The sequence below is a fragment of the Capnocytophaga sp. genome (assembly GCF_030532915.1).
In the GTDB taxonomy this organism is placed as follows: domain Bacteria; phylum Bacteroidota; class Bacteroidia; order Flavobacteriales; family Flavobacteriaceae; genus Capnocytophaga.
Window position 1 is genome coordinate 1 of record NZ_JAUNKD010000032.1, and the last position, 21,974, is coordinate 21,974.

The 21,974-nt window shown below is 37.8% G+C and carries 34 protein-coding genes; 33 read left to right on the forward strand and 1 reads right to left on the reverse strand.

Translation table 11 applies throughout. From position 1 onward, the window contains the following. Positions 1–291 precede the first annotated feature (291 nt). Positions 292–450, forward strand: coding sequence for a hypothetical protein (locus Q4D72_RS09510; protein ID WP_303077612.1), 159 nt, complete (start codon positions 292–294; stop codon positions 448–450). A 238-nt stretch (positions 451–688) separates the two neighbouring features. Here Q4D72_RS09510 and Q4D72_RS09515 read toward each other — a convergent pair whose 3' ends face one another. Next, the gene (locus Q4D72_RS09515; protein ID WP_303077613.1) at positions 689–931 is read right to left on the reverse strand and encodes a hypothetical protein; all 243 of its coding nucleotides are present in this window, start codon (positions 929–931) and stop codon (positions 689–691) included. A gap of 47 nt (positions 932–978) precedes the next feature. On the opposite strand from Q4D72_RS09515, the gene Q4D72_RS09520 reads away from it, so the two are divergent. The 32 genes from Q4D72_RS09520 to Q4D72_RS09675 all read left to right on the forward strand — a co-directional run. Beyond that, complete coding sequence (locus tag Q4D72_RS09520) at positions 979–1,389, forward strand: hypothetical protein (protein WP_303077615.1); 411 nt, start codon at positions 979–981, stop codon at positions 1,387–1,389. Then, on the forward strand, positions 1,389–1,850 hold the full coding sequence (locus tag Q4D72_RS09525; RefSeq protein WP_303077617.1) for a hypothetical protein: 462 nt from the start codon (positions 1,389–1,391) through the stop codon (positions 1,848–1,850). The genes Q4D72_RS09520 and Q4D72_RS09525 overlap by 1 nt, the downstream gene beginning before the upstream one ends. Positions 1,851–1,927: 77 nt before the next feature. Then, a complete protein-coding gene (locus tag Q4D72_RS09530) occupies positions 1,928–2,056 on the forward strand; it encodes a hypothetical protein (protein ID WP_303077618.1) in 129 nt (42 codons plus the stop codon). Between the two features lie 88 nt (positions 2,057–2,144). Beyond that, a complete protein-coding gene (locus Q4D72_RS09535) occupies positions 2,145–2,558 on the forward strand; it encodes a hypothetical protein (RefSeq protein WP_303077619.1) in 414 nt (137 codons plus the stop codon). A gap of 98 nt (positions 2,559–2,656) precedes the next feature. Next, positions 2,657–3,901, forward strand: coding sequence for a DUF935 family protein (locus Q4D72_RS09540; RefSeq protein WP_303077620.1), 1,245 nt, complete (start codon positions 2,657–2,659; stop codon positions 3,899–3,901). Then, positions 3,859–5,214: a minor capsid protein gene (locus Q4D72_RS09545; RefSeq protein WP_303077621.1), complete on the forward strand. Its 1,356-nt coding sequence runs from the start codon at positions 3,859–3,861 to the stop codon at positions 5,212–5,214. The genes Q4D72_RS09540 and Q4D72_RS09545 overlap by 43 nt, the downstream gene beginning before the upstream one ends. A 98-nt stretch (positions 5,215–5,312) precedes the next feature. Then, entirely contained in the window at positions 5,313–5,843 is a 531-nt protein-coding gene (locus tag Q4D72_RS09550; RefSeq protein ID WP_303077622.1) for a phage virion morphogenesis protein, read from the forward strand. 18 nt (positions 5,844–5,861) lie between these two features. Then, entirely contained in the window at positions 5,862–6,185 is a 324-nt protein-coding gene (locus tag Q4D72_RS09555) for a hypothetical protein (protein ID WP_303077623.1), read from the forward strand. After that, positions 6,169–6,525: a hypothetical protein gene (locus Q4D72_RS09560; RefSeq protein ID WP_303077624.1), complete on the forward strand. Its 357-nt coding sequence runs from the start codon at positions 6,169–6,171 to the stop codon at positions 6,523–6,525. Before Q4D72_RS09555 ends, Q4D72_RS09560 begins: the two co-directional genes overlap by 17 nt. Before the next feature lie 172 nt (positions 6,526–6,697). Continuing rightward, positions 6,698–7,513, forward strand: coding sequence for a DNA adenine methylase (locus tag Q4D72_RS09565; RefSeq protein WP_303077625.1), 816 nt, complete (start codon positions 6,698–6,700; stop codon positions 7,511–7,513). A gap of 501 nt (positions 7,514–8,014) precedes the next feature. Beyond that, complete coding sequence (locus Q4D72_RS09570; RefSeq protein WP_303077626.1) at positions 8,015–8,335, forward strand: hypothetical protein; 321 nt, start codon at positions 8,015–8,017, stop codon at positions 8,333–8,335. Positions 8,336–8,348: 13 nt separating this feature from the next. Continuing rightward, entirely contained in the window at positions 8,349–8,813 is a 465-nt protein-coding gene (locus tag Q4D72_RS09575; protein WP_303077627.1) for a hypothetical protein, read from the forward strand. Between the two features lie 72 nt (positions 8,814–8,885). Next, positions 8,886–9,191: a phage integrase SAM-like domain-containing protein gene (locus Q4D72_RS09580; protein WP_303077628.1), complete on the forward strand. Its 306-nt coding sequence runs from the start codon at positions 8,886–8,888 to the stop codon at positions 9,189–9,191. A 102-nt stretch (positions 9,192–9,293) separates the two neighbouring features. Further along, entirely contained in the window at positions 9,294–9,857 is a 564-nt protein-coding gene (locus Q4D72_RS09585; RefSeq protein WP_303077629.1) for a tyrosine-type recombinase/integrase, read from the forward strand. A gap of 277 nt (positions 9,858–10,134) precedes the next feature. Beyond that, on the forward strand, positions 10,135–11,217 hold the full coding sequence (locus tag Q4D72_RS09590; protein WP_303077631.1) for a hypothetical protein: 1,083 nt from the start codon (positions 10,135–10,137) through the stop codon (positions 11,215–11,217). A 332-nt stretch (positions 11,218–11,549) separates the two neighbouring features. Next, positions 11,550–11,966 carry a TetR/AcrR family transcriptional regulator gene (locus Q4D72_RS09595; RefSeq protein WP_303077632.1) on the forward strand — a complete coding sequence of 139 codons (417 nt, stop codon included), beginning with the start codon at positions 11,550–11,552 and terminating at the stop codon, positions 11,964–11,966. 38 nt (positions 11,967–12,004) lie between these two features. Further along, complete coding sequence (locus Q4D72_RS09600; RefSeq protein WP_303077633.1) at positions 12,005–12,643, forward strand: DUF6037 family protein; 639 nt, start codon at positions 12,005–12,007, stop codon at positions 12,641–12,643. 27 nt (positions 12,644–12,670) lie between these two features. Then, positions 12,671–13,501: a CPBP family glutamic-type intramembrane protease gene (locus Q4D72_RS09605; protein ID WP_303077634.1), complete on the forward strand. Its 831-nt coding sequence runs from the start codon at positions 12,671–12,673 to the stop codon at positions 13,499–13,501. Between the two features lie 104 nt (positions 13,502–13,605). Then, a complete protein-coding gene (locus Q4D72_RS09610) occupies positions 13,606–14,022 on the forward strand; it encodes an SRPBCC family protein (RefSeq protein ID WP_303077635.1) in 417 nt (138 codons plus the stop codon). Then, complete coding sequence (locus tag Q4D72_RS09615; protein ID WP_303077636.1) at positions 14,022–14,444, forward strand: EVE domain-containing protein; 423 nt, start codon at positions 14,022–14,024, stop codon at positions 14,442–14,444. The genes Q4D72_RS09610 and Q4D72_RS09615 overlap by 1 nt, the downstream gene beginning before the upstream one ends. Further along, positions 14,437–14,874 carry a MarR family winged helix-turn-helix transcriptional regulator gene (locus tag Q4D72_RS09620; protein ID WP_303077637.1) on the forward strand — a complete coding sequence of 146 codons (438 nt, stop codon included), beginning with the start codon at positions 14,437–14,439 and terminating at the stop codon, positions 14,872–14,874. Before Q4D72_RS09615 ends, Q4D72_RS09620 begins: the two co-directional genes overlap by 8 nt. 86 nt (positions 14,875–14,960) lie before the next feature. Then, the gene (locus Q4D72_RS09625) at positions 14,961–15,806 is read left to right on the forward strand and encodes a hypothetical protein (protein WP_303077638.1); all 846 of its coding nucleotides are present in this window, start codon (positions 14,961–14,963) and stop codon (positions 15,804–15,806) included. Positions 15,807–15,982: 176 nt separating this feature from the next. Next, entirely contained in the window at positions 15,983–16,825 is an 843-nt protein-coding gene (locus Q4D72_RS09630) for a hypothetical protein (RefSeq protein ID WP_303077639.1), read from the forward strand. Between the two features lie 67 nt (positions 16,826–16,892). Then, entirely contained in the window at positions 16,893–17,357 is a 465-nt protein-coding gene (locus tag Q4D72_RS09635) for a hypothetical protein (protein ID WP_303077640.1), read from the forward strand. 82 nt (positions 17,358–17,439) lie between these two features. Beyond that, a complete protein-coding gene (locus Q4D72_RS09640; protein WP_303077641.1) occupies positions 17,440–17,820 on the forward strand; it encodes a hypothetical protein in 381 nt (126 codons plus the stop codon). Continuing rightward, positions 17,817–18,770, forward strand: coding sequence for a hypothetical protein (locus tag Q4D72_RS09645; RefSeq protein WP_303077642.1), 954 nt, complete (start codon positions 17,817–17,819; stop codon positions 18,768–18,770). The genes Q4D72_RS09640 and Q4D72_RS09645 overlap by 4 nt, the downstream gene beginning before the upstream one ends. A 107-nt stretch (positions 18,771–18,877) precedes the next feature. Continuing rightward, positions 18,878–19,258, forward strand: a complete 381-nt coding sequence (locus Q4D72_RS09650; RefSeq protein ID WP_303077643.1) for a DUF1016 N-terminal domain-containing protein — start codon at positions 18,878–18,880, stop codon at positions 19,256–19,258. A 27-nt stretch (positions 19,259–19,285) separates the two neighbouring features. After that, positions 19,286–19,504 (forward strand): hypothetical protein, encoded by a 219-nt coding sequence (locus Q4D72_RS09655; RefSeq protein ID WP_303077644.1) that lies wholly within the window; start codon positions 19,286–19,288, stop codon positions 19,502–19,504. Positions 19,505–19,768: 264 nt separating this feature from the next. Continuing rightward, entirely contained in the window at positions 19,769–20,338 is a 570-nt protein-coding gene (locus tag Q4D72_RS09660; RefSeq protein WP_303077645.1) for a hypothetical protein, read from the forward strand. A gap of 155 nt (positions 20,339–20,493) precedes the next feature. Beyond that, complete coding sequence (locus tag Q4D72_RS09665) at positions 20,494–21,087, forward strand: hypothetical protein (protein WP_303077646.1); 594 nt, start codon at positions 20,494–20,496, stop codon at positions 21,085–21,087. A 10-nt stretch (positions 21,088–21,097) separates the two neighbouring features. Next, positions 21,098–21,757 carry a hypothetical protein gene (locus Q4D72_RS09670; protein ID WP_303077647.1) on the forward strand — a complete coding sequence of 220 codons (660 nt, stop codon included), beginning with the start codon at positions 21,098–21,100 and terminating at the stop codon, positions 21,755–21,757. Beyond that, the coding region (locus tag Q4D72_RS09675) for a hypothetical protein (protein WP_303077648.1) at positions 21,754–21,974 on the forward strand (221 nt) is incomplete at its 3' end. The genes Q4D72_RS09670 and Q4D72_RS09675, both read left to right, overlap by 4 nt.

Sequence of the window (21,974 nt, forward strand, 5' to 3'; positions counted from 1 at the left end):
AAAATTCGTTCCGTACATTGTCATTTTGTTATCGTAGGGGCGACCCAAGCGAAGCAAACTGGCGAAGCAATTGCAATTCGCCCTTACAACGCCCCAATATGGGGGTTAAAATGTAATGTACAAAAACACACAAACCAAAAAAGCCCGAAAAAGTATTAAAAATAAGGGAGTTACAACAAAAAAAGCCCGAAAAACCCTGAAAACGGAATGTGCCGATAATTACTATTAACTACTATTTAATTATCATTTTAAAAGCCCGAAACTACCATATAATTTGCCGAAACTACTATTATGAGGCAAAAGGTACTAAAAACTACCAAAACCCCAATAAAACAAGCCCTTTTGGGCTTTTTTTTATGCCCCGACCCCGCACTTTTGGACCCGCCGATAGACCATTTGCGTGAACCCACGAAAATGATACCAACACACCCAAAAATGCCCATTTTTTAAAGTTGCGTACGCAAATGTGTATATTTTTAAGCACGAGTTAAGGCATACAAATACACAAAAACAAGGGAAATGATATAATTTTGCTTTGAGTTTGATGTATTTTGTATAGGGCTAATCTTTTTTTATTATTGATTATCAATATTTTACAAACAAAAACCCAAAAAAGATATATGTTTTTTGGGTTTATCTTTATGCTTCATATATTTTAGAGTCATTATACCCGCAAGCAGGACACATATTAACGTTGAACAAATGGTTGTGTTTGGCTTGGTTGGTTAAATTGATTGACCGCTACGCTTTGAGTTGATTTTAACTCTTCAATATCAGCTTTTAAACGCTCATTTTCTGCCAATAACAAGGCTTTGTTTTCCTCTAAAATAGCTACATTTTTCTCTAATAAGACTTTATTTTCCTCTAACATAGCCACATATTTATCATTTACGGGTCCTGCCGATGACTGATTTTGCTCACTTTTGAGCATTGGTTCTTTACCAATTAATAACCATTCTGGATTTAATTCAGGACATTTTGTATACAAAAGTTCTACATCATAGGACCTCACCGCTGTATTGCGACCAAGAGGACGACCCTATCGAAATTTTCAAAGGGGAAAAAGGCGAAAAAACCATCGAAGTGGACACCTTCGATTACAACCCCGAAACGCTGAAAAAACTCAAAGGCGGGACGGTAGCGCAAATAGAAGAAGACAGCCAGCAACTGAAAGTTTGGAGCGAGTCCACCACGGGCGAAGATATTTACCAAGCCGTTGAAATTGAAACCCGTACGGGAGTAAAATTCCGCTTTCCGAAATGCCTCGTATTGGCGAAACTCGATTCGGAATTTAAACGTGAGGAAATTCTCTTACTCCGCTTAAAACTCAAACCCGTGTCGCCGGGAGCCGGCAAACCAGCCGTGTTAATCGCTTCAAAAGCTGAATAATGGAGGGGCAAAACACTGAATTTCAGTCGGCAAATCTGCTACTTAAAAAGGGGGTGAGGATACAACTCCTTGCCCCTTTTCTTTGGATTTTCAAACGGAAAAAGTCGCTTGTTTTGACCGCTCCGACTTTGGAAACGCTCCTAAAAGTGGCACGGCTGTATTTGACCATTCCGCCCGTCGGCAAGGAGGTCGGCACAACCGAAGCAATGGGCGTAATGGCGTTGCACGGCAAGACGGTAAGCCTCATTTTGGCGGTAACGCTCCGAAATGGCAAAGAGGGCTGGCTAACCCGACTGCTCGCCCGTTCCTTACGGAAAAGTCTTTCAGCGGAAGAAATTTTTTATCTGTTTCAACTGGTTGTCATTCACGGCGGTGTGCAGGATTTTATAGCTACTATCAGATACATCGGGGAGCGGAGGATAACCGCCCCGATACTGAGCCAAAACGAGGAAACGAGTTAAAGAGCGAGAGCTTTCATAGCGTTTTCGGGCTGATTTTTCACATAGCCAAAGAAACAGGGTGGAGCAAAAAAGATATAATGCAAATGCCCTTTACCGAGCTAAATCTGATGCTTGCCGATGCCCCCCGACTCGTGGAGCAAGGCAAAACCGCCACAGAAAAAGAATTTGAATCCGATGAGGAACTTATTGAATATATGATGAAGTAATAGGCTGTATGTGCTTCGCACGCTTTTGGCTTTCAGCGCCAAAGGCTTTCAGCGGGCGAAGCCTTAAAAGCCTACTAATCCCTAAACTATGTTTTTAGAAGTAACCGAACTCAAAACGCACGCCTACGATTACGAGTTACAGGCGATTATCCAAGGCGATGAAACCATTGCGTTGGCTTCGATTGATACGGCAATTGAATACGCCAAAAGCAAGCTGATGAAAGCCTACGATGTGGAGGCTATTTTTAGCACGACGGGAAGCGACCGCAATCCGCTACTCCTTAAAATCGTGAAAGATATAGCTGTGTGGGAGCTTATCGGCTTGGCAAATCCAAGTATTGATTATACCGACAAAAAATATAGGTATGAACAAGCAGTGGACTGGCTCACCGCCGTTTACAAAGGAATGCCCGCCAATCTGCCCGTAAAGGTAGAAGCCGATACAAGTAACTCAAAATCATTTAGTTTACACAGCAACCCCAAGCGGGCGAATTATTTTTAGGACTTTGTCCGCTGTAAGCTATACGGCTTCGCCTGCTTTTGGCTTTCAGCGCCAAAGGCGTATAGCGTGCGAAGCATAGACTGCCTAAAACAAACGTAATGAATAAATCAAAACAAATACACAGCATATTAACCTATCGCCCACCGGTGCGAACCCCGCAGGATATTAGCAAGTGGCGAAATGCCATTCGTTCAGCGGATTACGGACGGGTGTGGCAACTTGTCGAACTCTTTGACGATTTGCTACTTGACCCCGTGTTGAGCAATGCCGTTGAAAAGCGAATAATGGCAATTACCAACGCCGAAATTGTATTCTCAAAAGGAAATAAAAACGTTCCGCAGATAGACGATCTTATTGATACGCCCGAGTTTGAAGAACTATTGCGGGAAATCTTATTGTCGAAATTCTATCCAAAAACCGTGTTGGAGTTTGATTTTTCCGACGGCTTTAAAGTGGTTTCGATAGACCGCCGACATTTCAACATCAAAGACAAAATTATTTTAAAATCCTTGTCGGACACGGACGGAATCCCTTACGAGGGCAACGACTTTTTGCTTCCATTGGGGAAAGAGCGGGAATTGGGCTTGTTTGTCAAAACCGCTCCGTATGCCATATTTAAACGCAACGGAATGAGCGACTTTGCCCAATATTGCGAATTGTTTGGGATTGATACGTTGGTTGGCTTGTATGACCCCGACGACGAAAATGGACGTGCCGAAATGGAAAATGCCTTTAAAAATCGGGGTGGTTCGGGAAGTATGACGATGAGCAAAAACAGCGACGTGAAAACCATTGGAACGCAAAGCACGGGAACAGTGGATATACACGAGCGTTTTGCCAACAAATGTGATGAGCAGATTTTAATTGCCGTGTTGGGGCAAACGATGACGACAAAGGACGGCAGTAGCTATTCGCAAGGCAAAGTTCACGCCCAAACCGAAGACGACATTAACAAAGCCGACCGCCGTTTTGTGCAACGAATTTTGAATACGGAAGTATTGCCACGCCTCGCAAAACGAGGCTACGACGTGGCGGGCGGGTGGTTTCATTTTGCTGAACAACCCGACGATTTAAGTAAAAAAATACAGTTGGAAATCGCCGAGCGGGTAAATAACATTGTGCCGATAGACGAAAATTATTGGTACGAGACTTTTGGTGTGCCGAAGGCATCCGCCCAGCAATCCTCCCCCCAACCCCCTCCCAAGGAGGGGGAGCAGGAGGCAGAACCTGAAAAAGACAATGAAAAAGGTAGGGGCAAAACATCTTTTGCCCAAAAAGTAACCGCCAAAAAGCTATCGTATTGGGAGCGTTTTTTGGATTTTTTCGGCGGGGCTCCTCGGTAGAGGTTACTTTATTTGAGGAGCTAAATTGGGAGGAACTTGAAAGGGAGTATCAAAGCTGTTGCGAGGTTCACTCGGCACATTTAAGTGCGGGCGACGGCTCGTGGGCTGACGAATTGGCAAGGCTGTGGATTAGTATGTTAGAGTACATTTACAAAACCAAAAAAGTGCCCGACGAGCTAATCAACCGTGATATTGTAGCCTTACAGGCACATACGCTAATGAGACCCATTGAGCGGATTTTTCAAGGAGTGGAATTTGATTCGCCCGATTACGTGCTTCGGGAAATCCTTAAACAAAATATGTGGGATTTTTCCGTAGCAAAGAATTACAATGATGTGGTGGCTATCAATAATTTGCTGTTGAAAGAAAACGGCAGTTTCAGACCTTGGCACGACTTCAAACACGAAGCTCAAAAAGTGGTGGGGCGTTCCATTCGTTACTTGAAAACGGAGCATAACACCGTAGTTGCAGGGGCGCAAATGAGTGGCAAATGGCAGGAAATTCAGCGGGATAAACATTTGTTTCCGTTCGTGCAATTCAAGGTAATAGTGGACGGGCATACGTCGGATGTTTGCAAACCTTTGCACGATGTAATCGTGTCGGTTGATGACCCGATGTTGATGTACTACTTTCCGCCGAACCATTTTAATTGCCGTACTACGGTGATGCGCTTGCGTAGAGCCACGCCAACAGCAAAATATGATTTGCCGAAAATACCCGAAGCATTCAAAAACAACCCTGCCATTAGCGGGAAAATTTTTACCGATAAGCACAAGTATTTTTTGAATACACCGCAGGAGGTAATGAAATTTGCCGATGTGTTGCAAAAAGCCGATTTACTTTCAAAACCCCGTTCGGAACAGTTTAAAAAACTCTTTGAAACGGAAAACGGCGGACAGGTATTAGAACATTTATTGTTGCGAAAAGGCAAAGATTATGAAAGCATTTTAGCTTCTGCCAAAGAGTTTGCCAAACAGGGCAAAATAGCTGAAATACTGCCCGAACTCAACCAAAAAGAATTGAAAAAGTTCCGTGATGTGGTATTTCCGAATTACGACTTAAATAAAAACCCTGACTTGCGTGTTAATGGTATTTATCACGATGTTAAGGAAGTGGAGCAACTTTATAACTTTATAAAAAATGCAAATAGAGCAGCTAAACAAGGGGCAATACCAATTATACGGTTTGATGGAATCAGTGATTTTAATTTGATTCAGAAACAAGTAGTGTCAATTTTTAATGATAAAAATTATCCTTATAATGTTGTTTATCTGCTACATAAAGGGAAGTTATATAGATACAATAAAGGCTAATTGGTTTTGCCAATTAGCCCTTAAAGATACCCGTCAGTATGACTGGTAATGCAAAGGTACGAACAATTTTTAAATAAACAAGTAAAAAACAAAAAAAAATGGCAACTTTTTCGGGAAATATGGAGCTTATTCGTCAGCGGTTGGCTCAAAAACTGCAAGAACTACCCGTTATTTTGGGCGAAGAAGTGGTTAATTTTTCGCTTGAAAATTTTGACAAGCAGGCTTGGCAGGGCGAAACCGAAAAACCTTGGGCAAAGCGTAAAAACCCCACCAAATGGGGCAAAAGAGACGAAGAAAAACGGGCTATTTTGGTCAAAACGGGAGCCGGTAGGCGTAGTATTCGGGTGGTTCGCACCGAGCAATACAAAGTGTTTATCGGTGCGGGCGGTGAGGTAGCTCCGTATATGAGACTGCATAATTACGGGTTTCAAGGAAATGTAAATCAAAACGTTAGACCTTTTCAGCGAAAACTCAAAAACGGCAAAGTGTCCAACGTAAGCGGTTTTTCACGCACTATTAATCAAAATATCCCGAAACGCCAGTTTATCGGAGGTGAAAACGAAGCCCCGAGACTCAAAGAACGATTGCAAAAAGTTGTAAGGGAAGAACTTAACCAAATTTTTAAATAACATTTAATTGATATAACAATGAAAAAAAATCAAACTACATTGGAAATTATCAGCCGTCGGGAAAACATCACCGCACGGGCTATCGTGAAAGGCAACACGGTAACATTTGCCTACGAACGTGCAGACAATCAAGTGAATGCTGTTGCATTTTCGGTACAACGAGGCACGCAAGGAAGCCCCGAATTTACAGGCGTAGAAGCGTTCAGAGGTTCGCTCTACGGCGAAGCCTTTAACGTGGAAAACAACGCCTATCACATTGGAGACTCGGCAATTTACGATGAAATTTTTGTCGTTTGCCAGCAAATCCTCAAACCCGAAGCGAGCGATGATACGAGTGTGTAAATGGTTGGTTCCAAGAGGGTACAACGCCATAACGTTGTATCCTTTTATCCTCGTTCGGGAAAGGGCGAATTGCAATTCGCCCCTACTAATTAATCACGAGCGTATCCATTTGAGACAGCAAAAAGAGTTGTTGGTAATTGGTTTTTATTTGTGGTATTTACTTGATTTTCTGTGGAAATACATTAAATACCGCAACTGGGACAAAGCCTATTACAACATCATTTTTGAACGTGAGGCGTACGACAATGAAAGTGATTTGGAGTATTTGAAAACACGTAAAAAATTTGCGTATTTAAGGAGTCGTAAAGTAGAATTTAAAAAGTATTTAAACGAGGTTTAAAACGAAGTCTTACAGGAGGGCGGGACTTAAAAAATGTCCTCCGTTTTTTTAAATAGTTCCCCAACTAATTAAAACATAAAGCACAAAGGCTACGGAGGACAAAAGTCTTCTGTTCCTTTGTGCTTTTATGTTATTAATTGGGGATTGCAAAAATATAAATAATAGTTGAAATATGAAAGAAACAAAAGTAAAGATGTGCGCTTCGCACCACTGGCAGAGAACGCCAATTAGTTATTACGGAGGCAAACAAACGATGTTGCCACATATTATTCCGCTCATTCCCGAGCATCAAATATATGTAGAACCTTTTTTCGGAGGTGGTGCGGTATTTTGGGCGAAAGAGCCCGCCAAAAGTGAAATTATCAATGATTTTAACGCTAACGTTGTGAACTTCTACAATGTTTTAAAGTCGGATTTTGAAGCACTTAAAGCGTTGGTTAATAAGACAATTGTCAGCCGTGAGGCGTATAAATCGGCTTTGGTGATGTATCATTCACCCTTTTTGTTTTCACCGGTGCAACGTGCTTGGGCGTTTTGGTACGCCACCAATGCGGGTTTTTCAAATCAGATTATAAACTGCCGTTTTGACCGCACAGGTAAGAACGCAAGAGGCTTGATTAACAAAGTGTTGCGATTTTCGGAAGACTATACCGAACGCTTGAAGCACGTGCAAATTGAAAATAATGATGCTTGTGCTGTAATAGCTTCGCACGATAGCGAAAACTCGTTTATCTATTGCGACCCGCCCTATGTAGGAGCACGACAAGGGCATTACGGAGGCTACACGCAAGAGCATTTTAACGAGCTACTTAACGCATTATCAAAGGTTAAAGGTAAGTTTTTGTTAAGTTCGTACCAAAATGACGAGTTATTGCGGTGCGTTAAAGAGTTTGGCTGGTATCAAAAGGAAATTGCCTTGCATTTAGGTACGAGCAAAACCGCTGGCAAAAAGCGTATTGAGGTGCTTACGGCTAATTATGAGTTGTAACGAAAAAACACGGTTAAATATATATGTTGGCGACATTAATGTCGCCAACATCAAAAAAAACCACGGTTAAATTGCCGTGGTTTTTCTGTTATACTCTATCTTTTGAAAGAAATACGACTTGTTAAATTCAAATTGAAAATAACTTGTTTTTTGAAACTCTCTATAATAATAGGAGTAGCTCCTCGCTGTTGCTATTTCCTTTGGCAACCTGCTGAAAAAGTCCTTTAAGTTGCTTTCACAAACCAATACTTCATTGTCTTTTATCAGAAAAAAAAGCGTTTTTACGTAATTAATCATTGTCTTTATATTTTTTTTGCAAATATAGTAAAATTATTTTTCAAAAAAAGTTTATTTTTAACTCATTGTTTTTTAGTTAATTAAAAACATTAAAGAAAAATAAATATAAAATATTTTCAAAAAAAAACTTGCATATGAAAATAAACTGAATTATATTTGCACCAGAAAATTAAAACAAATACTAACATTTTAAATTAAAGTAATATGAGTAGTTATCAATTTTTTTGGATAGTTCTTGAACCGGTTAGCGGTAAAGTAACAAAAAGAGACGTAAAAGCATTTAATAAAGCTGACAATTTGAACAGATTTACACCTATGTTTAATGATAGATATATTATGGCTTGGGTAGGCTCTAAAAGCAAAGCGTTGCACCTTGTAAGTAAATTAAAAGGTTTGGCGTTTAAAGATTACAAAGCAACTTTGCTGACAGATAAGCAGTTAGGTATGATTAAGCAAAATCACTCCGATAATAGCGTGTACATACCATTCACGCAAAAACAACTAAATGAAAGTGTAAATGTTTAAACTTAAAGAAGATATGAAAAGAGAAGTCACAGAAAAAAAACTTGCTTTTTTGGTAAAATCACCTTGTTATAAGGCTAATGGCTACGATGGTGCTTATTATTCCGTTTCATTTACCAATGAAAAAGGCGATGTAATAAAAGGTTTTGGCGACCATATTTCGGAAGCATCCTACGGCATTAGAAATGTTTTTGAAGCCGAAGGTACCTCGTTTTCAGATGAGGACAGGTTTATCTCCATTCAAAAAATTGAAATTAACGAGAAAAAATTTGACGCTTTTGTGAAAAAGTATCAAAAGAACTGCGCCTTATCGGATAAAATAATTTCTGAACGGTTAAAAAGGTTTGGAGATTCGCCTTATAACTACGTTTATAAAAAAAAAGAGGGGCAAGCTGAAAGATTGAAGGAATATGAAGAATGGAAAAAGGCTAACCCGCACCCAAAAGACATTTATTACGACTTTTTGGAGCTGATAAAATAGCAAAAAGCCCTCAAAATGAGGGCTTTTTTAGAAAATTAAAACGATTCTAATAATTAAAATCACGACAAAGATATGATTTTTTTTAATAAGAAATATCACTTTCTCAAAGAATTTCAATCGTTGATTAAGCAGATGGAAAATAAAGAAGTTGTAACTCCAACAGGTGATTTTTATTGTGAAAGCACGATAACTAATTATAAACAAATGATTTGTGTTTATAAAGCGTATGAAAATCATTTAAGAAAAAACATTTTTCTGCAAGATATAGATTATCAGTGGTGCGAAAAATTTCGCTTGTGGTTGCTTGACAAAGGCTATTCAAAAAACACGATAGCCGTAAAAATGAGTAATTTAAAGGCTTTTTTAAGACGAATGTAGAAAGCGGGCAAAGCCTCTTATGACGGCTCGGGTGTACGCACACCTACCGAAATAACTACGGCTGTTTTTACTTCTATTGCTGAACTTAAAGCCTTGTTACAGATGGAGTTACCTTCGGGAGTTTCCAAGGTGCGAGATGTATATGTTTGTCAATGTTTTATGGGCTTGCGGGTTGCTGATGCCGTTAAACTATTGTGTAATTTGCCATTGCATATAAAGGAAGTGGCGGGAAAACGTTTTTTAGAGATAAAAACCGCCAAAACGGGCGAAGTTGTTGTTATTCCGATGGCTACCGTAGTGGTTCAAATCGCTGAAAAACGAAATTACGACTTTGGTAAACCTTTTTCGCAACAGCATTACCATAAAACATTAAGAAAGATTATCGCATCATCAAACTTTGATAGAGAAGTGATTTTCAACCGTACAGAGGGCGGTGTAATGCAAGAGCGGACAATGCTATATTCCGAACTGATAGGCACGCATACAGCACGCAGAACCTTTGCAACAAATGCCTATTTAGCAGGGTTAAATCCTGTTGATATTATGAAAATTACGGGACATCGCTCATTTAGTTCGTTTATCAGGTATATACGTTGTGAAAACACAGCAGTTGCTTTAAAAATTTCAAATCACGAGTTTTTTACGATGCCTTTAAATGAGGTTTAAACATTATTTCATTTAGTTTTAAAGCAAAAAAACACGGCAATTCAGCCGTGTTTTTACGTTTTTGTATATCTTTGCCTGTGATGATGAAATTCCGAAAAAATGTACATTTCATTTTGAATTTTGGTACATTTCATTTTGCGGAATATACCAATCGTGTGAGGGAAATATCAAACGAAAAAAATAAGCAAAAAAATAGCATTCCGAAGCTGATTTATTTAAGAAAAAAAATCGTAAAAACCTAATTTTTAAAGACTTATATCTAACCTAAAAGAAAACTATGGGACATTATTTAAACACCGAAAATTATTTAGACATTTATCCGTATGAGGTTCTTGATGAGCAAGTTAAGCATCATTTGGAAAATTTGGACATTTTGGACAGGGTGCAGTTTTCAGGCACTTTTTATAAAAAATCGCAATTGCCACAGCTCAAAAAAGCCCTGCAAAAAACCTATAACGAGCTGATTTTAAGGAACAAATCGGTTCAGTTGCGTTTTTATGGCTTTACGGACACGCCTTTTGATATGGATTGGATTGCCGATTTGACTGAAATTGAATGCCTTGAAATCGAATCGTGGAGCGAAATCCTACATATTGAAAAACTCGCCGATTTTAAAAATCTAAAAAAATTACATCTGAGTTTCGGTTTAAAAATGAAAGGCGATTTGTCTTTTTTAACAAAAATAAATCCTAATTTGGAAGTTTTATACATTCGCACCGAAGAGAAAAAACCGAAAGTGGATTTGATGCCCGTCACGCATTTTAAAAATCTTAAAGAGCTGTGGGTGATGTATTTAGAAAATAATTTGGAAAACGCCCTCGCCGAATTGCCCCATTTACAAAAGCTGCGTTTGCGTAGCATTTCCAAACCCCAAACCTTGGATTTTATCAAGCATTTGACTGATTTACAGCATTTAAACTTGGAATTGTGCAGTTTTAGCGATGTGTCTGCCATTGGCGAATTAAAAAATTTACGCAGCCTAAATCTGTTTCGGTTGTTAAAAGTGGAAGATTTGTCTTTTTTATCTGATTTACAACAGCTTACATTTATAGAATTGGATTCGATGAGCAATCTTCACACGTTGCCGAGATTTACGAAATTGAAAAATAATTGTGAAATTAAGATAAATTCGTGCAAAAAAATCACCGATTTTACCGCCCTTGCCGATAGCACGATGATAAAAGCGATTTCCATCACAACCGCTCCAAATTTGAGTACCGAGCAGTATATACTGATATTGCAAAACCCACATATTGAGTATGTTAGTATCTATACCGAAAGTGCCAAACGCAACACCGAACTCAATGATTTAGCTCAAAAATTCGGCAAAAAACCGTATCGTGAGAGGTATCAGCATTAAAAAATAGCATTCCGAATATATCGTATTTAATTGATTAACAATTATTTATACAAAAACTCAACGCCATAACTTTGGTAAAGTTTAAAAATAACTGCGTGTCGAGACTCTCGACCTTTGTCAAAGTACTGAAAAAAAATCGCGTATTGAGGCTCTCGATTAAAAAATAACTTATCTTTGCAAAAAATATAACAAGTGTTATATAATATCCGTTATAATATAAATTTATGCCGAAACAGACGACAATTACCAAAGAAATTATTGTGGAAACCGCTTTCGAGATAGTGCGAAAAGAAGGTTTTGCGGTGCTTTCTGCCTGAAACATTGCCAAAAAAATGGGTTGTTCAACTCAACCCATTTATTGGACATACAAAAATATGGATGACCTCAAAGCCGAAGTCTGCCAAAAAGCCCTTGAATTACTGCGAAATACGGTGTTCGGCTACCAAAAAACGGGCAATGCTTTTTTGGATTTGGGCTTGGGCTATGTGCGTATGGCTCACACCGAACCCGCCTTGTTCAAAGCCTTTTATATGGACAACATTATGAAGATTGAATGGGCGGATATTTGCGATAACAATCAGGAAGTTATAGAAATAATGAAAAACAGCGAAGAGTACCGACAACTCTCCGAAAAAGGCATAAAAAACATCGTTGCCAAGTCGTGGATGTTGGCTCACGGTATCGCCTCGCTCGTGGCGGTGGGAATGTTCATTTATGACGAAGAAAAGATAATAGAAATTTTGAAATAACATCATTTTTATAAGTTTAATCTAAGAAATAAAAAAATATGGCTGAAGTTTTATTCAAAAATTTACCTTATCTGCTTAATGATATGAAGAAAAAAAAGTGGATAATCGATTCATTCTTTTTTAGTTATAATAATGTTGAAACTATAGTTGTTTTAAGAACTTTTCAAGATGGGGAAAAGAAACCCAATGACTATGCTAAAGCATCAGTAGAATTTATAAGGGCAAATGACATTGGAGTTTCCATAGGAGCATATATTGATTTTTTTAGGGTTTATTTTGATACCCCGGAAGATTTCTTTACTTTTTTTAATATTAACAGAAATGGTTCGTACAAAGATTTATTTTTTGCCTTTGCAAAATGTTTCGCAAATTTTATCCCTCAAGAAAAGGTAATTGATAAAAAGACGCCCACAGAAAAAACTTTACTTGGAAGTCGTTGTGAAAAGAACAATCGAAATGCAATATATTGTTATGATATTCGAAGAAATGGAGTTAGAGAAGATGGAACAAATAATAAACGTAGTATTGAGAATAGTAATAAAGCTCAAATATTACGTCCAATATTATATGAAAAGTTTTCAGTAGATTTAAATCTAAGTTTTTTCTTCTCTGAAAATAAAGAAGATGAATTAACTGATGAAGCTATTGCTATGAAAATAGCCAATAGGAGATACTGATTCTTATCAAAGAACCTTATAGTAATTATGAACACAAAATCAAAAACATTCAGAAATATACTGATATTCAGCTTTGTGGCTGTCGCTTGCGGTTGGGTGGGCGTTGGTGTGGATAAATTGCTCAGTCAACCCTCGAATTTGGAATCGCTCGGAGCATTGATTTTTATCGCCACGCCGCTTTTGTGTATGCTTTTGCTTCGCTTTTTCGGTGGCGACGGCTGGAAAGACCTTCCCCTGAAACCTAATTTCAGGCAAAATCTCCGCTGGTATTTGTTTGCTTTTGCTGTCTATCCTGTGGTTATCGGCATAACGCTGTTTATCGGAAAATTGCTGGGTTGGGTAGATATGAGCCGATTTAGTTTTGTGGCGTATCTGTCAGTTCTTGCAGCCGCTTTTTTGCCTGCGTTTATCAAAAACATTTTTGAAGAATCCGTTTGGCGAGGCTATCTGACCGTAAAAATTGAGCAACTCACTCAAAACGAATGGTTGATTTATTTGGTGGTGGCATTAGTTTGGCAGACTTGGCACGCCCCTTATTATTTGGTGTTTTTGGAAGAGGGCTATTTGGCTCAATTTTTCCCTTACGGCGGAGTGTGGCTTTTCGCCTACGGCTTTGTGGTGGTGGGCGTTTGGACGATAATGTACACCGAGCTGTTTTTCCTGTCGCGTTCGCTGTGGGTTTTCGTTTTGATGCACACGATAAAAGACGCTCTAAATCCGATAATTTCCGAGGGATTTGCAACAATTCCACCTGACAAAACGCTACTCATTTCGCCAACATTTGGAGCAGTTCCACTATTGATTTATTTGGTAATAGGCTTGTATTTAAGGAAAATACGAAAAGCGAAAGAACAATAAACATTCCAGCAAAATCATTTTTAAAACGAATTCTATTTAGTAAGTATACTTATTATATAAATATTTATTATTATCTTTGTCCCAAATTTTTAAATAGATAAAATATGTGGACAAAATCGTATTCGGTTGTTACCCAAGAAATTACAAAAGAGCAAATTTGGAAACTTTTCACAGATATTGACAATTGGAATCGCTGGAAAACTTCCATAGAATATGCAAAATTATTGGGCGAATTGAAAGAGGGGAGTTTCTTCATCTTAAAACCTAAAAAAGCTCCCAAAGTGAAAATGGAAATCGTTGAATTAGAACCTTTTAGAAAATTCACGGATTTAACTCGATTTCCGTTGGCAAAAATGTACGGCGAACATTTGTACGAAGAAACGCCCAACGGACTGAAAATCACCGTAACAATGAGTGTAAAAGGTTTATTATCAAAACTTTGGATAAAACTCGTTGCCAAAGACATCGTAGAAAATCTTCCGAAAGATATTGAAAATCAAATCAAACACACTAAAAATTGATGACGCGATATTGGATTATTGTTGCCAGTAAAGACCACGCCCAAAAAGGCGTAGCGGAAGGTTTTGCCCAAGCCTGTCACGGAAAGGCAACTCCCTTAAAACGAATGAAAAAGGGCGATTTTGTGATTTATTATTCGTCAAAATTGACCTTTGGCAAATCCGAGCCTTGTCAGAAATTTACCGCTATTGGTAAAGTTGCTGATAATGAGGTGTATCCGTTTCAGATGACGGAAACTTTTTGTCCGTATCGGAGAAATATCAAGTTTTTTAAAAGTAAAGAGGTTTCTATTTTTCAACTCATTGATTTACTGGATTTTATACCCAATAAAAAGAGTTGGGGTTATCCTTTTCGATACGGATTTTTGGAAATTAACGAAAATGATTTTAATTTAATCGCTTCAAAAATGCTTGAAAATGAATAATATATTCCAATTAACAACCGAAAACAGTTCCGGACTTTTGCTTTTGCAGGTAACGAATTTGTGGCAACGCGAAATCAAAAAAATACTGCAACCTTTCGATTTAACGCATCCGCAATTTATGATTTTGGCAAGTATTTACTGGTTTTCTTTAAAAAAAGAAGAAATTACGCAGGTTTTATTGTCAAATTTCACACAAATTGACCCAATGACCACTTCGCAAATCGTCAGAAATTTAGAAAAGAAAACGTTCATAATACGGAAGGAACACCAAACGGACACACGAGCTAAAATCGTGAAAATGACAGACAAAGGCGAAGATTCTATCAAAAAAGCAATTTTTGAAGTGGAGGAATTTGACAAGCGTTTTTTTGCGAAACTCAATGAAAAACAATCCGATTTTAATCAAATTTTGCAACAGCTACTGATTTGAAAATAAAAACGCATATATTCAAAACTCTCGACCAAAAAATCCGTATCTTTGCGACTTGACAAACCTCTAAAAATCAAGATAAAACAATGAAAATTACGAGCAGTGAATTACAACGCAACGATTTTGCGTCGATGGCGTTTTACAGAATGGCGAATTACGCTGTGAAAAGCATTCGCGTGGACATTGAACATTACAAAACTTTGGACAAAATCAACACGGCGATTTTTGGCGAAATCCGTGCGTTAAGCCTTCTGTGTGAGCATTTTGACGGTGGCGACAACCCCATAATGACCGAAGAAGCCAACGATTGGAAAACCGTTTTGCTGGACTATTGTGAGCGGAACAAACGCAAAATTCCCAAGGATTTGCGAGACGATTTTTTGAAAAATTTAACCGCCGATTTGGATAAAATCATCGCCCACAGCAACAACATTCCCGATTTTTTATGGAAAGACGATGCCCAAAAACGCGATATTGTCGTATCGGTGCAAAACCAAGAATTAAAAGACAAATACAATCAACTGGCTGAAAATAAGTACAGTAAGCTGGGTGGAGCTTTGCAAAATTACCTGCTGGAATGTTTGGAAAAATTAGATGAAAACGCACCCCAAACCGAGCAAGAGCCTTCTTTGCCGGATGAAACGGCTTTTCGTCCGCAGCTGTTCGCTTCACAGGGCGAATTTACTTTGTTAGTTACTGATTTTCAAGTATTTTTAAGCGAAAAAGAACAAAAAAACGATACCGAAATCAACGCTTACGACCTTGAAAAACGCATCAAAAAACACCTAAAAGAAACGGACAAATCGCTACTCAAAACACTGGATTTTGACTGTGAAAGTTCGCTTTTTTCGGTCAGAAGTAAACAATTGGAAAATGTCTTGTCGGTTCATAACACGCTGATGCAATGGGCGTTGTGCGATAACAAATCGTAAATCGGTTCGCAGTAAATACGCAATTTATCGTGTATCTTTTCGCTACAACTTTGCCAAAGTTTTAAAAAAACGAGTGTCGAGGCTCTCGACCTTTGGCAAAGTTAATAAAGTGCTAAAAAAAGTGTGTCGAGGCTTTCGACTTTTCGCCTTAAAATAAAAATTAAAACCAAAAACCAATGAGTATATTCGACAAAAACGGCATAATGCAAACCGATGATTATCTGATGTTTAACGCCGAAGAACTGGACAAAGCGATGGCGTATACTCGGCAAAAATTCCCCAATCACGCCAAAATCGGTATTAGCAGTGAGGATTACCGGCAGAAATATGACATTGATTTTGAGGAACTTACGGCTAATTTCCCCAAGATGACTCATTTGTGGGTTTCGTGTCAGTTGAGCGATGCCACGCAGGTCAATCCGCTTTACGGACTGCAAAAATTGGTGTTTTTGCAATGGTGGACAAAAACGCCGTTTCACCTTGCTCATTTTCCGCATTTAGAGGGCTTGGCGTGTGCCTTTCCTGATGAAATAACCCTTGAAAGTCAAGCACTTAAAGAGCTTATCATATCGGATTGCAAAAACCTATCCTTTGTGGAAAAATTGCCCAATTTACAGCGGTTGGAGCTTCGCACTTACAAAGGTGCTGATTTGCAAGGACTTGAAATAGCAAAAGAACTTACACACCTGAAAATCAACGGAGCGAGGAAACTCGCCCAATGGTCGTCTTTAAAAGCGTGTAAATCCTTAAAAGTCATTGAGTTGGAATCGGTTTCAGAGGTGGATACATCGGCGTTTGCTGGGACGAACATCAGCGAGTTGTATTTGCATCTCTCCATTTCCGATTGCGGATTTGTTCGGCAGATGAAACACTTGACCACTTTTCTTTGTAAAGAAGTAAAAGACAACGACTTATCGCCCTTATTTACCTCCGAAACCCTAAAAAATGCTTATTTTTACAAACACAAAAAATCGTACAATTATTCGCAAAGTGCTTTTGAGGAACGCTTTTCGTGGTAAAATTTTTAGGCGAAATAAAACATTATTAAATCATTTATTTTCAAACAATTAACATAAAAATAGAACAATGAAAAATTTAATTTTACATTACAAAAATCAGTTGGAGGCTTTGGAAGACGGCATTTTGATTGGCGAAATTCCTGATGGGGCGACTCGTTTTAGTGCCGAAGCGGACAAATTGCTCACTGAAGAACATAAAAATTTCCTAAAAATCTGTGATGGAGGCTGTTTCGGCGATGTTGTTTTGTGGAGCAGCACCGAAATTTTGGACAGCCAAGAGCGAGTTCCTTATAATACCAAAATGTATGAAATCGGACAGATTCTTTACGAGCCTGTTTTTATGGACAAAAGTACTGGAAATGTGCATTTTAACGCTGAAAAATACCGCGATATGCAGGATATTGATGTCAGTTTTATGCAATTTGTGCAGGAATATATTTTTGGTGATAAATACCGAACACATATTATTGGTTTTCAAGAAGATGACGATGCTTGGTCGGCATTTTTGAAAGCACATTTTAAATCGTTTTGAAAAGAAGCTGTGAATAAAAACCAACTCACGATGCAGGACACTTTTAGTCTGCGTGTGTTACATTTGTTAAAATAATTTAAAAATGAATAAAATAACGCCAAAAAATCTGTACGAACTTTTGCAAATGATGCAATTGCGATTGGGAATGTACATCAGTCCGCCGACTTTGCCAAGTTTGTGGAATTTTGTATTAGGCTATAAATCAGCATTTTGGATATTGGGCAAGAAAGACGATTCGCTTGACGGTTTTGATGATTTTGTAGCCAAAAAATTGGGGTTTTATGAATCCACCGCAGGATTTGTAAATATGATTTTGGCTCATACACAGGGTTTTGAGTCGAAAAATATCCTTTGGGACGATTTTTTAAAAAGCGAAATTTCATCGGAAACCCACCAAAAAGCCATTACGCTGTTTTTTAGCCTATTAGAAGCATTTTATCACGAGAAAAAGAAAAAAATATGACCGAGACAGAAAAAATTTTAGAGCAAATTGATTTTGAAATGTCCAAAATGTTGGGCAAAAGCAAAAACAAAATGACCAATGCCGAATTTCGTGCGTTCGTTAGTGAAAAATGGGAGCAAATGGACGAAAGCAAATACCAAATCCACGATGCCTACATCCTCATTGGGCGAATGATGAACGAGGCGATTTGGGCAAAAGACCCCGCCGACCTTCTTAAATGGGTGAAAAAAAGCAAAAAACATCAAAGCGGACAAAAAAATCCCCTAAATGTAAGGTATAATTATTACAAAAATAAATTTCTGGAATGCGGAGCTTTTGCCGAAGGATTGGCGTTTTTCAAAAGTGAAGCAACCGCAGAATCCGCTGAATATGAGGCGTTTTTCCAAAATATTTTGGACAATCCGGAGTTGATGCAGCAGTACCTTGAGGCGGAGGACGATGATTTGGATATGTTTGATTTTAAGTCGGTTGAATTGCCACAATGGCAGGTGTTTTTTGACGAAGAAGATACCGAAATTGGTTACGAAGTGTTACGAAAAGACGGCGAAACCACCGACCGCGAAACCCAAAAACACAAAAACGGATTGGCGTATCTCAAAGAAAATCAGATGCCTATGCTGAATGCCATTTTGGGCGAGTTGTTAAAGCAATATCCCTCAATACAAGACACTTACAAGGATTTTTATTCCAAAGAACAGAAAGCGGAATTTTTGCCCGACATCAGCGACATTCAAGGTTTTGCCACGCTTTTAAGTCCGACTTCGATTTTCGTTTTCTCTGAATATCAGGACGATATACCGTATTTGGGCATCAGTTTTCATTGTATGTGGGACAGCGAACACGGTTTGGGCGTTTTGATTTGCAAAGACAGGGTGGTGGCAATCGGTTCGGCGGAAATGGCTTTTGATACTTTTGCCGTGAAAAAAGATGTTAAAGAACGGAAAAAATAGTTAATTCTCCCAAAGTTTTGCGATATAATCATATATTTGTAAATCAGTTTGTTAGCAAAATAATTATGAGCAAGGCAAAAATATATTCCAAAACCCAAGAAATTTGAATGATGAAAATAGAGAAATCGGATAAACATACCGCCTACGATGATATAAAATTATTGCTCAATCAAGCGAGGAATAATGTTGTGGTTCAGGTAAATAGCATTTTACTGAAAACCTATTGGCAGATTGGCAAAATCATCGTTACGGACGAACAAAACAACGCCGACCGAGCCGAATACGGCACAAACCTTCTGAAAAACTTGTCCAAACAACTCACAAAAGAGTTTGGCAAGGGTTTTTCAAGGTCTAACTTGCAAAATATGAGGAACTTATATCTATTATACCCAAAATGCCAGACACTGTCTGGCAAATTGAACTGGTCTCATTACGGCGAATTGTTATCCATTAGCGACGACCACAAAAGGGGCGAAAGCCAAATATAGGTGTTAAAAAATCAATTTTAAAATTCTATGTATATACCATTAGAAAGAAATTTAAAAAAATCATATTTTAAAGAATTATTGGAGATAGCCATAGAACTAACTCAAAAAAAAATTGAGGCAACCCCTTCTTTATCGGTATGTCAATCCATTCTAAATCAACTCAATGATATAAAACAGAATGTTGTAGAAAAAAATATAGTATTTTCAGAAGAAGAAGCCCGCAAAGATATAGTTTGGGGCAAATAGCTATCCGATATTTTGATGATTATGAGGGATTTGAATATGCTGATATACTGATAGATATTGCTTATGGAATTCATCTGTATCCCAATATGTTAGAATAATATTATGGATTGTATTTTTCTAAAAACCAAAAAGTGTATAACTTTGACATTGCGGAGGGCTTTTTATGGAAGCCTATCAAAATCAAGAGAAATTAGATTAAATATTATGTAGATAAGATTTAAAAAGCTAAAAAATAATATCAAAAACGACCATTAAAGCAAATAAATGAAAAATAAATTGTACCATTTCGTAATGTTGGCTTTCCCTGTGTTAGTAACACTTTTTTTCGTTTTTCAAATAGCGAAAATGGATTCCAATTTAAAGCCGGTAAGTGAAATCGCAGTTAGCGAAAATATTGAAAATAAAAAAGTAATCATTGACAAACACGCCGGTAAAAGAAGGGTTTATTTCTTTGTTGAAAAACAAAATCAGCAAATCAAATTTGAAAGAAAATACAGTGGCTTGGTTAGCAATTGGATAAAGGCAGCAGAATACAGAAAATATGAAAATAATGAGGTTCAGCATTTCTTTATAGAAAAAGATAAACCTTTTAATACAACAGAAACCATTCCTTTTTTTGGACTTAATCAATCTGAAAAAAATTGGGCGTATTATTTTGATATTTTTCTTTTCCTTAGGGAAAAATACTTTTTTGCCTTGCTATTATTATTTGTTGGAGTTATGTTGGGTGGTGGTTATTTGGTTGATACCGTAGGCGGAATTTCTTCAAACAAATCATTGAGCAGCATATTTTTCTTAAATATGGTTTATTTGTTATTTCTAATTGCCGGGTAATTTAATGCGGATTTGTTGTATATTATAGCATATTTTCAATTTTTAAATAAAATAGGAGAGAAAATAAAACTAATTTTATATTTTTTAGCAGACAATTTTTATGTCGTAAATTTAGGAAGCCATAAAAAACAACTTAGCAATAAAATCAAATAATTATGAGCAAGGCAAAAATATATTCCAAAACCCAAGAAATAGGCGAAGCGGTGCTTTCGGTTGGTGATTTTACGATGGGCGGCATTGTGGGGAAATTTTATCCTAACGAATATTATATCGCTGAAATACAACCGCTTGTATGGAAATACTGGGACAATTACGAGCAAGACCAACAATCGTTTTTTTCGGACAAATTACAGCTGGAAGTGCAGTTGGAAAATGGTTTGTTTTTGCTGCCTTTGGGCGGAATTTTTCTGGAAGATTTTTTGGACGAAGAACCCAGCAAACGACTGGAAATAAGCGGTGTAGATACTTTTCTGATTGAAAAATACATCTTTGAAAATGAGCCGCCTACACTCAAAAGTCATTGGCAAAGCATTTCCATAAGCGAGAAAAAATCGTTGGAACAGCTTTTCCGCAAAGCCCACTTTAAAAATGGTTTTGACAGCAAAAATTTTTCGGCTATTTTTAAAAATCAAAGCGGAGAAATCGCCTTTGAAATTCAGCATTCGCAATTACAAAAACGCTTTTGCATTGTTTCGGAGGAAAATATGACAAACTTACAAGAAGTTGATTTTAAAGAATTTATAAAATAAATACAAACTTATGAATTTTGAACAATTAATCCCATTTGCTGAAACCAAAAAACAGCAAAATACTGTTAAAAAATTTGCCGAAAAAGGCTTTAAACCCACCAAAGGAGCGGACTGGCACACCCTTGCCGAACTGGTAGGCGATTTTTTGGTTGCCGAAAAAAAGGAGGCGGTTGCCCTGTGCGTGGATTATGTGTTGTCGCTTGGTTATCCGTATCCTGATAAACAACACAAAATCAATCATTTAAACTGGAATTTGATGTGGCGTTTTTATTATCTGAAATATTATTTTTCCGATGAAAAAATGCAAGAACAGCTTCATAATCAGTTAGTAAACCTTGTTTGGGAGCAAACATTAGAAAATCATTTTGAACACGATGCAGGTAAGCATTCCGATGAGTATGTAAAAGACTGGGCAAAAGCCAATTACGATAAATGGCTGACCAATATTCGTGATTATCAGAAAATTACAACAATTCGCAACCGTTATACGGCAAAAGACAACACCCCAAAAGAGCGGTACGAACAAGGTATTTCGCTGATTTACGCATATTTAGGTGTACTGTTTTTCCGCTCACAAACTACTAACAATCAGCAAGAACTATTGACGGAATTGCAAAATCACCTTACCGAAATGAAAAGTTTGTACAAGCAAATCAATAAATTAAAATGAAAAAACCATTAAAATTCACGATTGTAGAACAAATCACTGACCTTCAAGAGATTCCGGGTAATCATCCGAATCAAAATCCCGAGCGTGGCTTTTTGTATTTGGAGTGCGACAAAGCCTATTTCGAGGCGCATTTTGACGATTTGTTTGAGTTTGAAAGTGAGGGGCAATACGACCATTGTTTTTTGGCGGAAAATTGCGAACTGACCCTTGCCGACCG

What these genes read in the sequence shown, in the direction of transcription:
- Q4D72_RS09615 (WP_303077636.1), top strand. Translation starts at nt 14,022, where the DNA reads ATGACGCGATATTGGATTATTGTTGCCAGTAAAGACCACGCCCAAAAA.
- Q4D72_RS09610 (WP_303077635.1), top strand. Translation starts at nt 13,606, where the DNA reads ATGTGGACAAAATCGTATTCGGTTGTTACCCAAGAAATTACAAAAGAG.
- Q4D72_RS09625 (WP_303077638.1), top strand. Translation starts at nt 14,961, where the DNA reads ATGAAAATTACGAGCAGTGAATTACAACGCAACGATTTTGCGTCGATG.
- Q4D72_RS09660 (WP_303077645.1), top strand. Translation starts at nt 19,769, where the DNA reads ATGAAAAATAAATTGTACCATTTCGTAATGTTGGCTTTCCCTGTGTTA.
- Q4D72_RS09515 (WP_303077613.1), bottom strand. Translation starts at nt 931, where the DNA reads ATGCTCAAAAGTGAGCAAAATCAGTCATCGGCAGGACCCGTAAATGAT.
- Q4D72_RS09510 (WP_303077612.1), top strand. Translation starts at nt 292, where the DNA reads ATGAGGCAAAAGGTACTAAAAACTACCAAAACCCCAATAAAACAAGCC.
- Q4D72_RS09600 (WP_303077633.1), top strand. Translation starts at nt 12,005, where the DNA reads ATGGCTGAAGTTTTATTCAAAAATTTACCTTATCTGCTTAATGATATG.
- Q4D72_RS09540 (WP_303077620.1), top strand. Translation starts at nt 2,657, where the DNA reads ATGAATAAATCAAAACAAATACACAGCATATTAACCTATCGCCCACCG.
- Q4D72_RS09535 (WP_303077619.1), top strand. Translation starts at nt 2,145, where the DNA reads ATGTTTTTAGAAGTAACCGAACTCAAAACGCACGCCTACGATTACGAG.
- Q4D72_RS09595 (WP_303077632.1), top strand. Translation starts at nt 11,550, where the DNA reads ATGGGTTGTTCAACTCAACCCATTTATTGGACATACAAAAATATGGAT.
- Q4D72_RS09665 (WP_303077646.1), top strand. Translation starts at nt 20,494, where the DNA reads ATGAGCAAGGCAAAAATATATTCCAAAACCCAAGAAATAGGCGAAGCG.
- Q4D72_RS09635 (WP_303077640.1), top strand. Translation starts at nt 16,893, where the DNA reads ATGAAAAATTTAATTTTACATTACAAAAATCAGTTGGAGGCTTTGGAA.
- Q4D72_RS09570 (WP_303077626.1), top strand. Translation starts at nt 8,015, where the DNA reads ATGAGTAGTTATCAATTTTTTTGGATAGTTCTTGAACCGGTTAGCGGT.
- Q4D72_RS09670 (WP_303077647.1), top strand. Translation starts at nt 21,098, where the DNA reads ATGAATTTTGAACAATTAATCCCATTTGCTGAAACCAAAAAACAGCAA.
- Q4D72_RS09620 (WP_303077637.1), top strand. Translation starts at nt 14,437, where the DNA reads ATGAATAATATATTCCAATTAACAACCGAAAACAGTTCCGGACTTTTG.
- Q4D72_RS09605 (WP_303077634.1), top strand. Translation starts at nt 12,671, where the DNA reads ATGAACACAAAATCAAAAACATTCAGAAATATACTGATATTCAGCTTT.
- Q4D72_RS09585 (WP_303077629.1), top strand. Translation starts at nt 9,294, where the DNA reads ATGGAGTTACCTTCGGGAGTTTCCAAGGTGCGAGATGTATATGTTTGT.
- Q4D72_RS09645 (WP_303077642.1), top strand. Translation starts at nt 17,817, where the DNA reads ATGACCGAGACAGAAAAAATTTTAGAGCAAATTGATTTTGAAATGTCC.
- Q4D72_RS09640 (WP_303077641.1), top strand. Translation starts at nt 17,440, where the DNA reads ATGAATAAAATAACGCCAAAAAATCTGTACGAACTTTTGCAAATGATG.
- Q4D72_RS09550 (WP_303077622.1), top strand. Translation starts at nt 5,313, where the DNA reads ATGGCAACTTTTTCGGGAAATATGGAGCTTATTCGTCAGCGGTTGGCT.
- Q4D72_RS09560 (WP_303077624.1), top strand. Translation starts at nt 6,169, where the DNA reads ATGATACGAGTGTGTAAATGGTTGGTTCCAAGAGGGTACAACGCCATA.
- Q4D72_RS09580 (WP_303077628.1), top strand. Translation starts at nt 8,886, where the DNA reads ATGATTTTTTTTAATAAGAAATATCACTTTCTCAAAGAATTTCAATCG.
- Q4D72_RS09650 (WP_303077643.1), top strand. Translation starts at nt 18,878, where the DNA reads ATGATGAAAATAGAGAAATCGGATAAACATACCGCCTACGATGATATA.
- Q4D72_RS09555 (WP_303077623.1), top strand. Translation starts at nt 5,862, where the DNA reads ATGAAAAAAAATCAAACTACATTGGAAATTATCAGCCGTCGGGAAAAC.
- Q4D72_RS09565 (WP_303077625.1), top strand. Translation starts at nt 6,698, where the DNA reads ATGAAAGAAACAAAAGTAAAGATGTGCGCTTCGCACCACTGGCAGAGA.
- Q4D72_RS09525 (WP_303077617.1), top strand. Translation starts at nt 1,389, where the DNA reads ATGGAGGGGCAAAACACTGAATTTCAGTCGGCAAATCTGCTACTTAAA.
- Q4D72_RS09655 (WP_303077644.1), top strand. Translation starts at nt 19,286, where the DNA reads ATGTATATACCATTAGAAAGAAATTTAAAAAAATCATATTTTAAAGAA.
- Q4D72_RS09590 (WP_303077631.1), top strand. Translation starts at nt 10,135, where the DNA reads ATGGGACATTATTTAAACACCGAAAATTATTTAGACATTTATCCGTAT.
- Q4D72_RS09575 (WP_303077627.1), top strand. Translation starts at nt 8,349, where the DNA reads ATGAAAAGAGAAGTCACAGAAAAAAAACTTGCTTTTTTGGTAAAATCA.
- Q4D72_RS09630 (WP_303077639.1), top strand. Translation starts at nt 15,983, where the DNA reads ATGAGTATATTCGACAAAAACGGCATAATGCAAACCGATGATTATCTG.
- Q4D72_RS09530 (WP_303077618.1), top strand. Translation starts at nt 1,928, where the DNA reads ATGCAAATGCCCTTTACCGAGCTAAATCTGATGCTTGCCGATGCCCCC.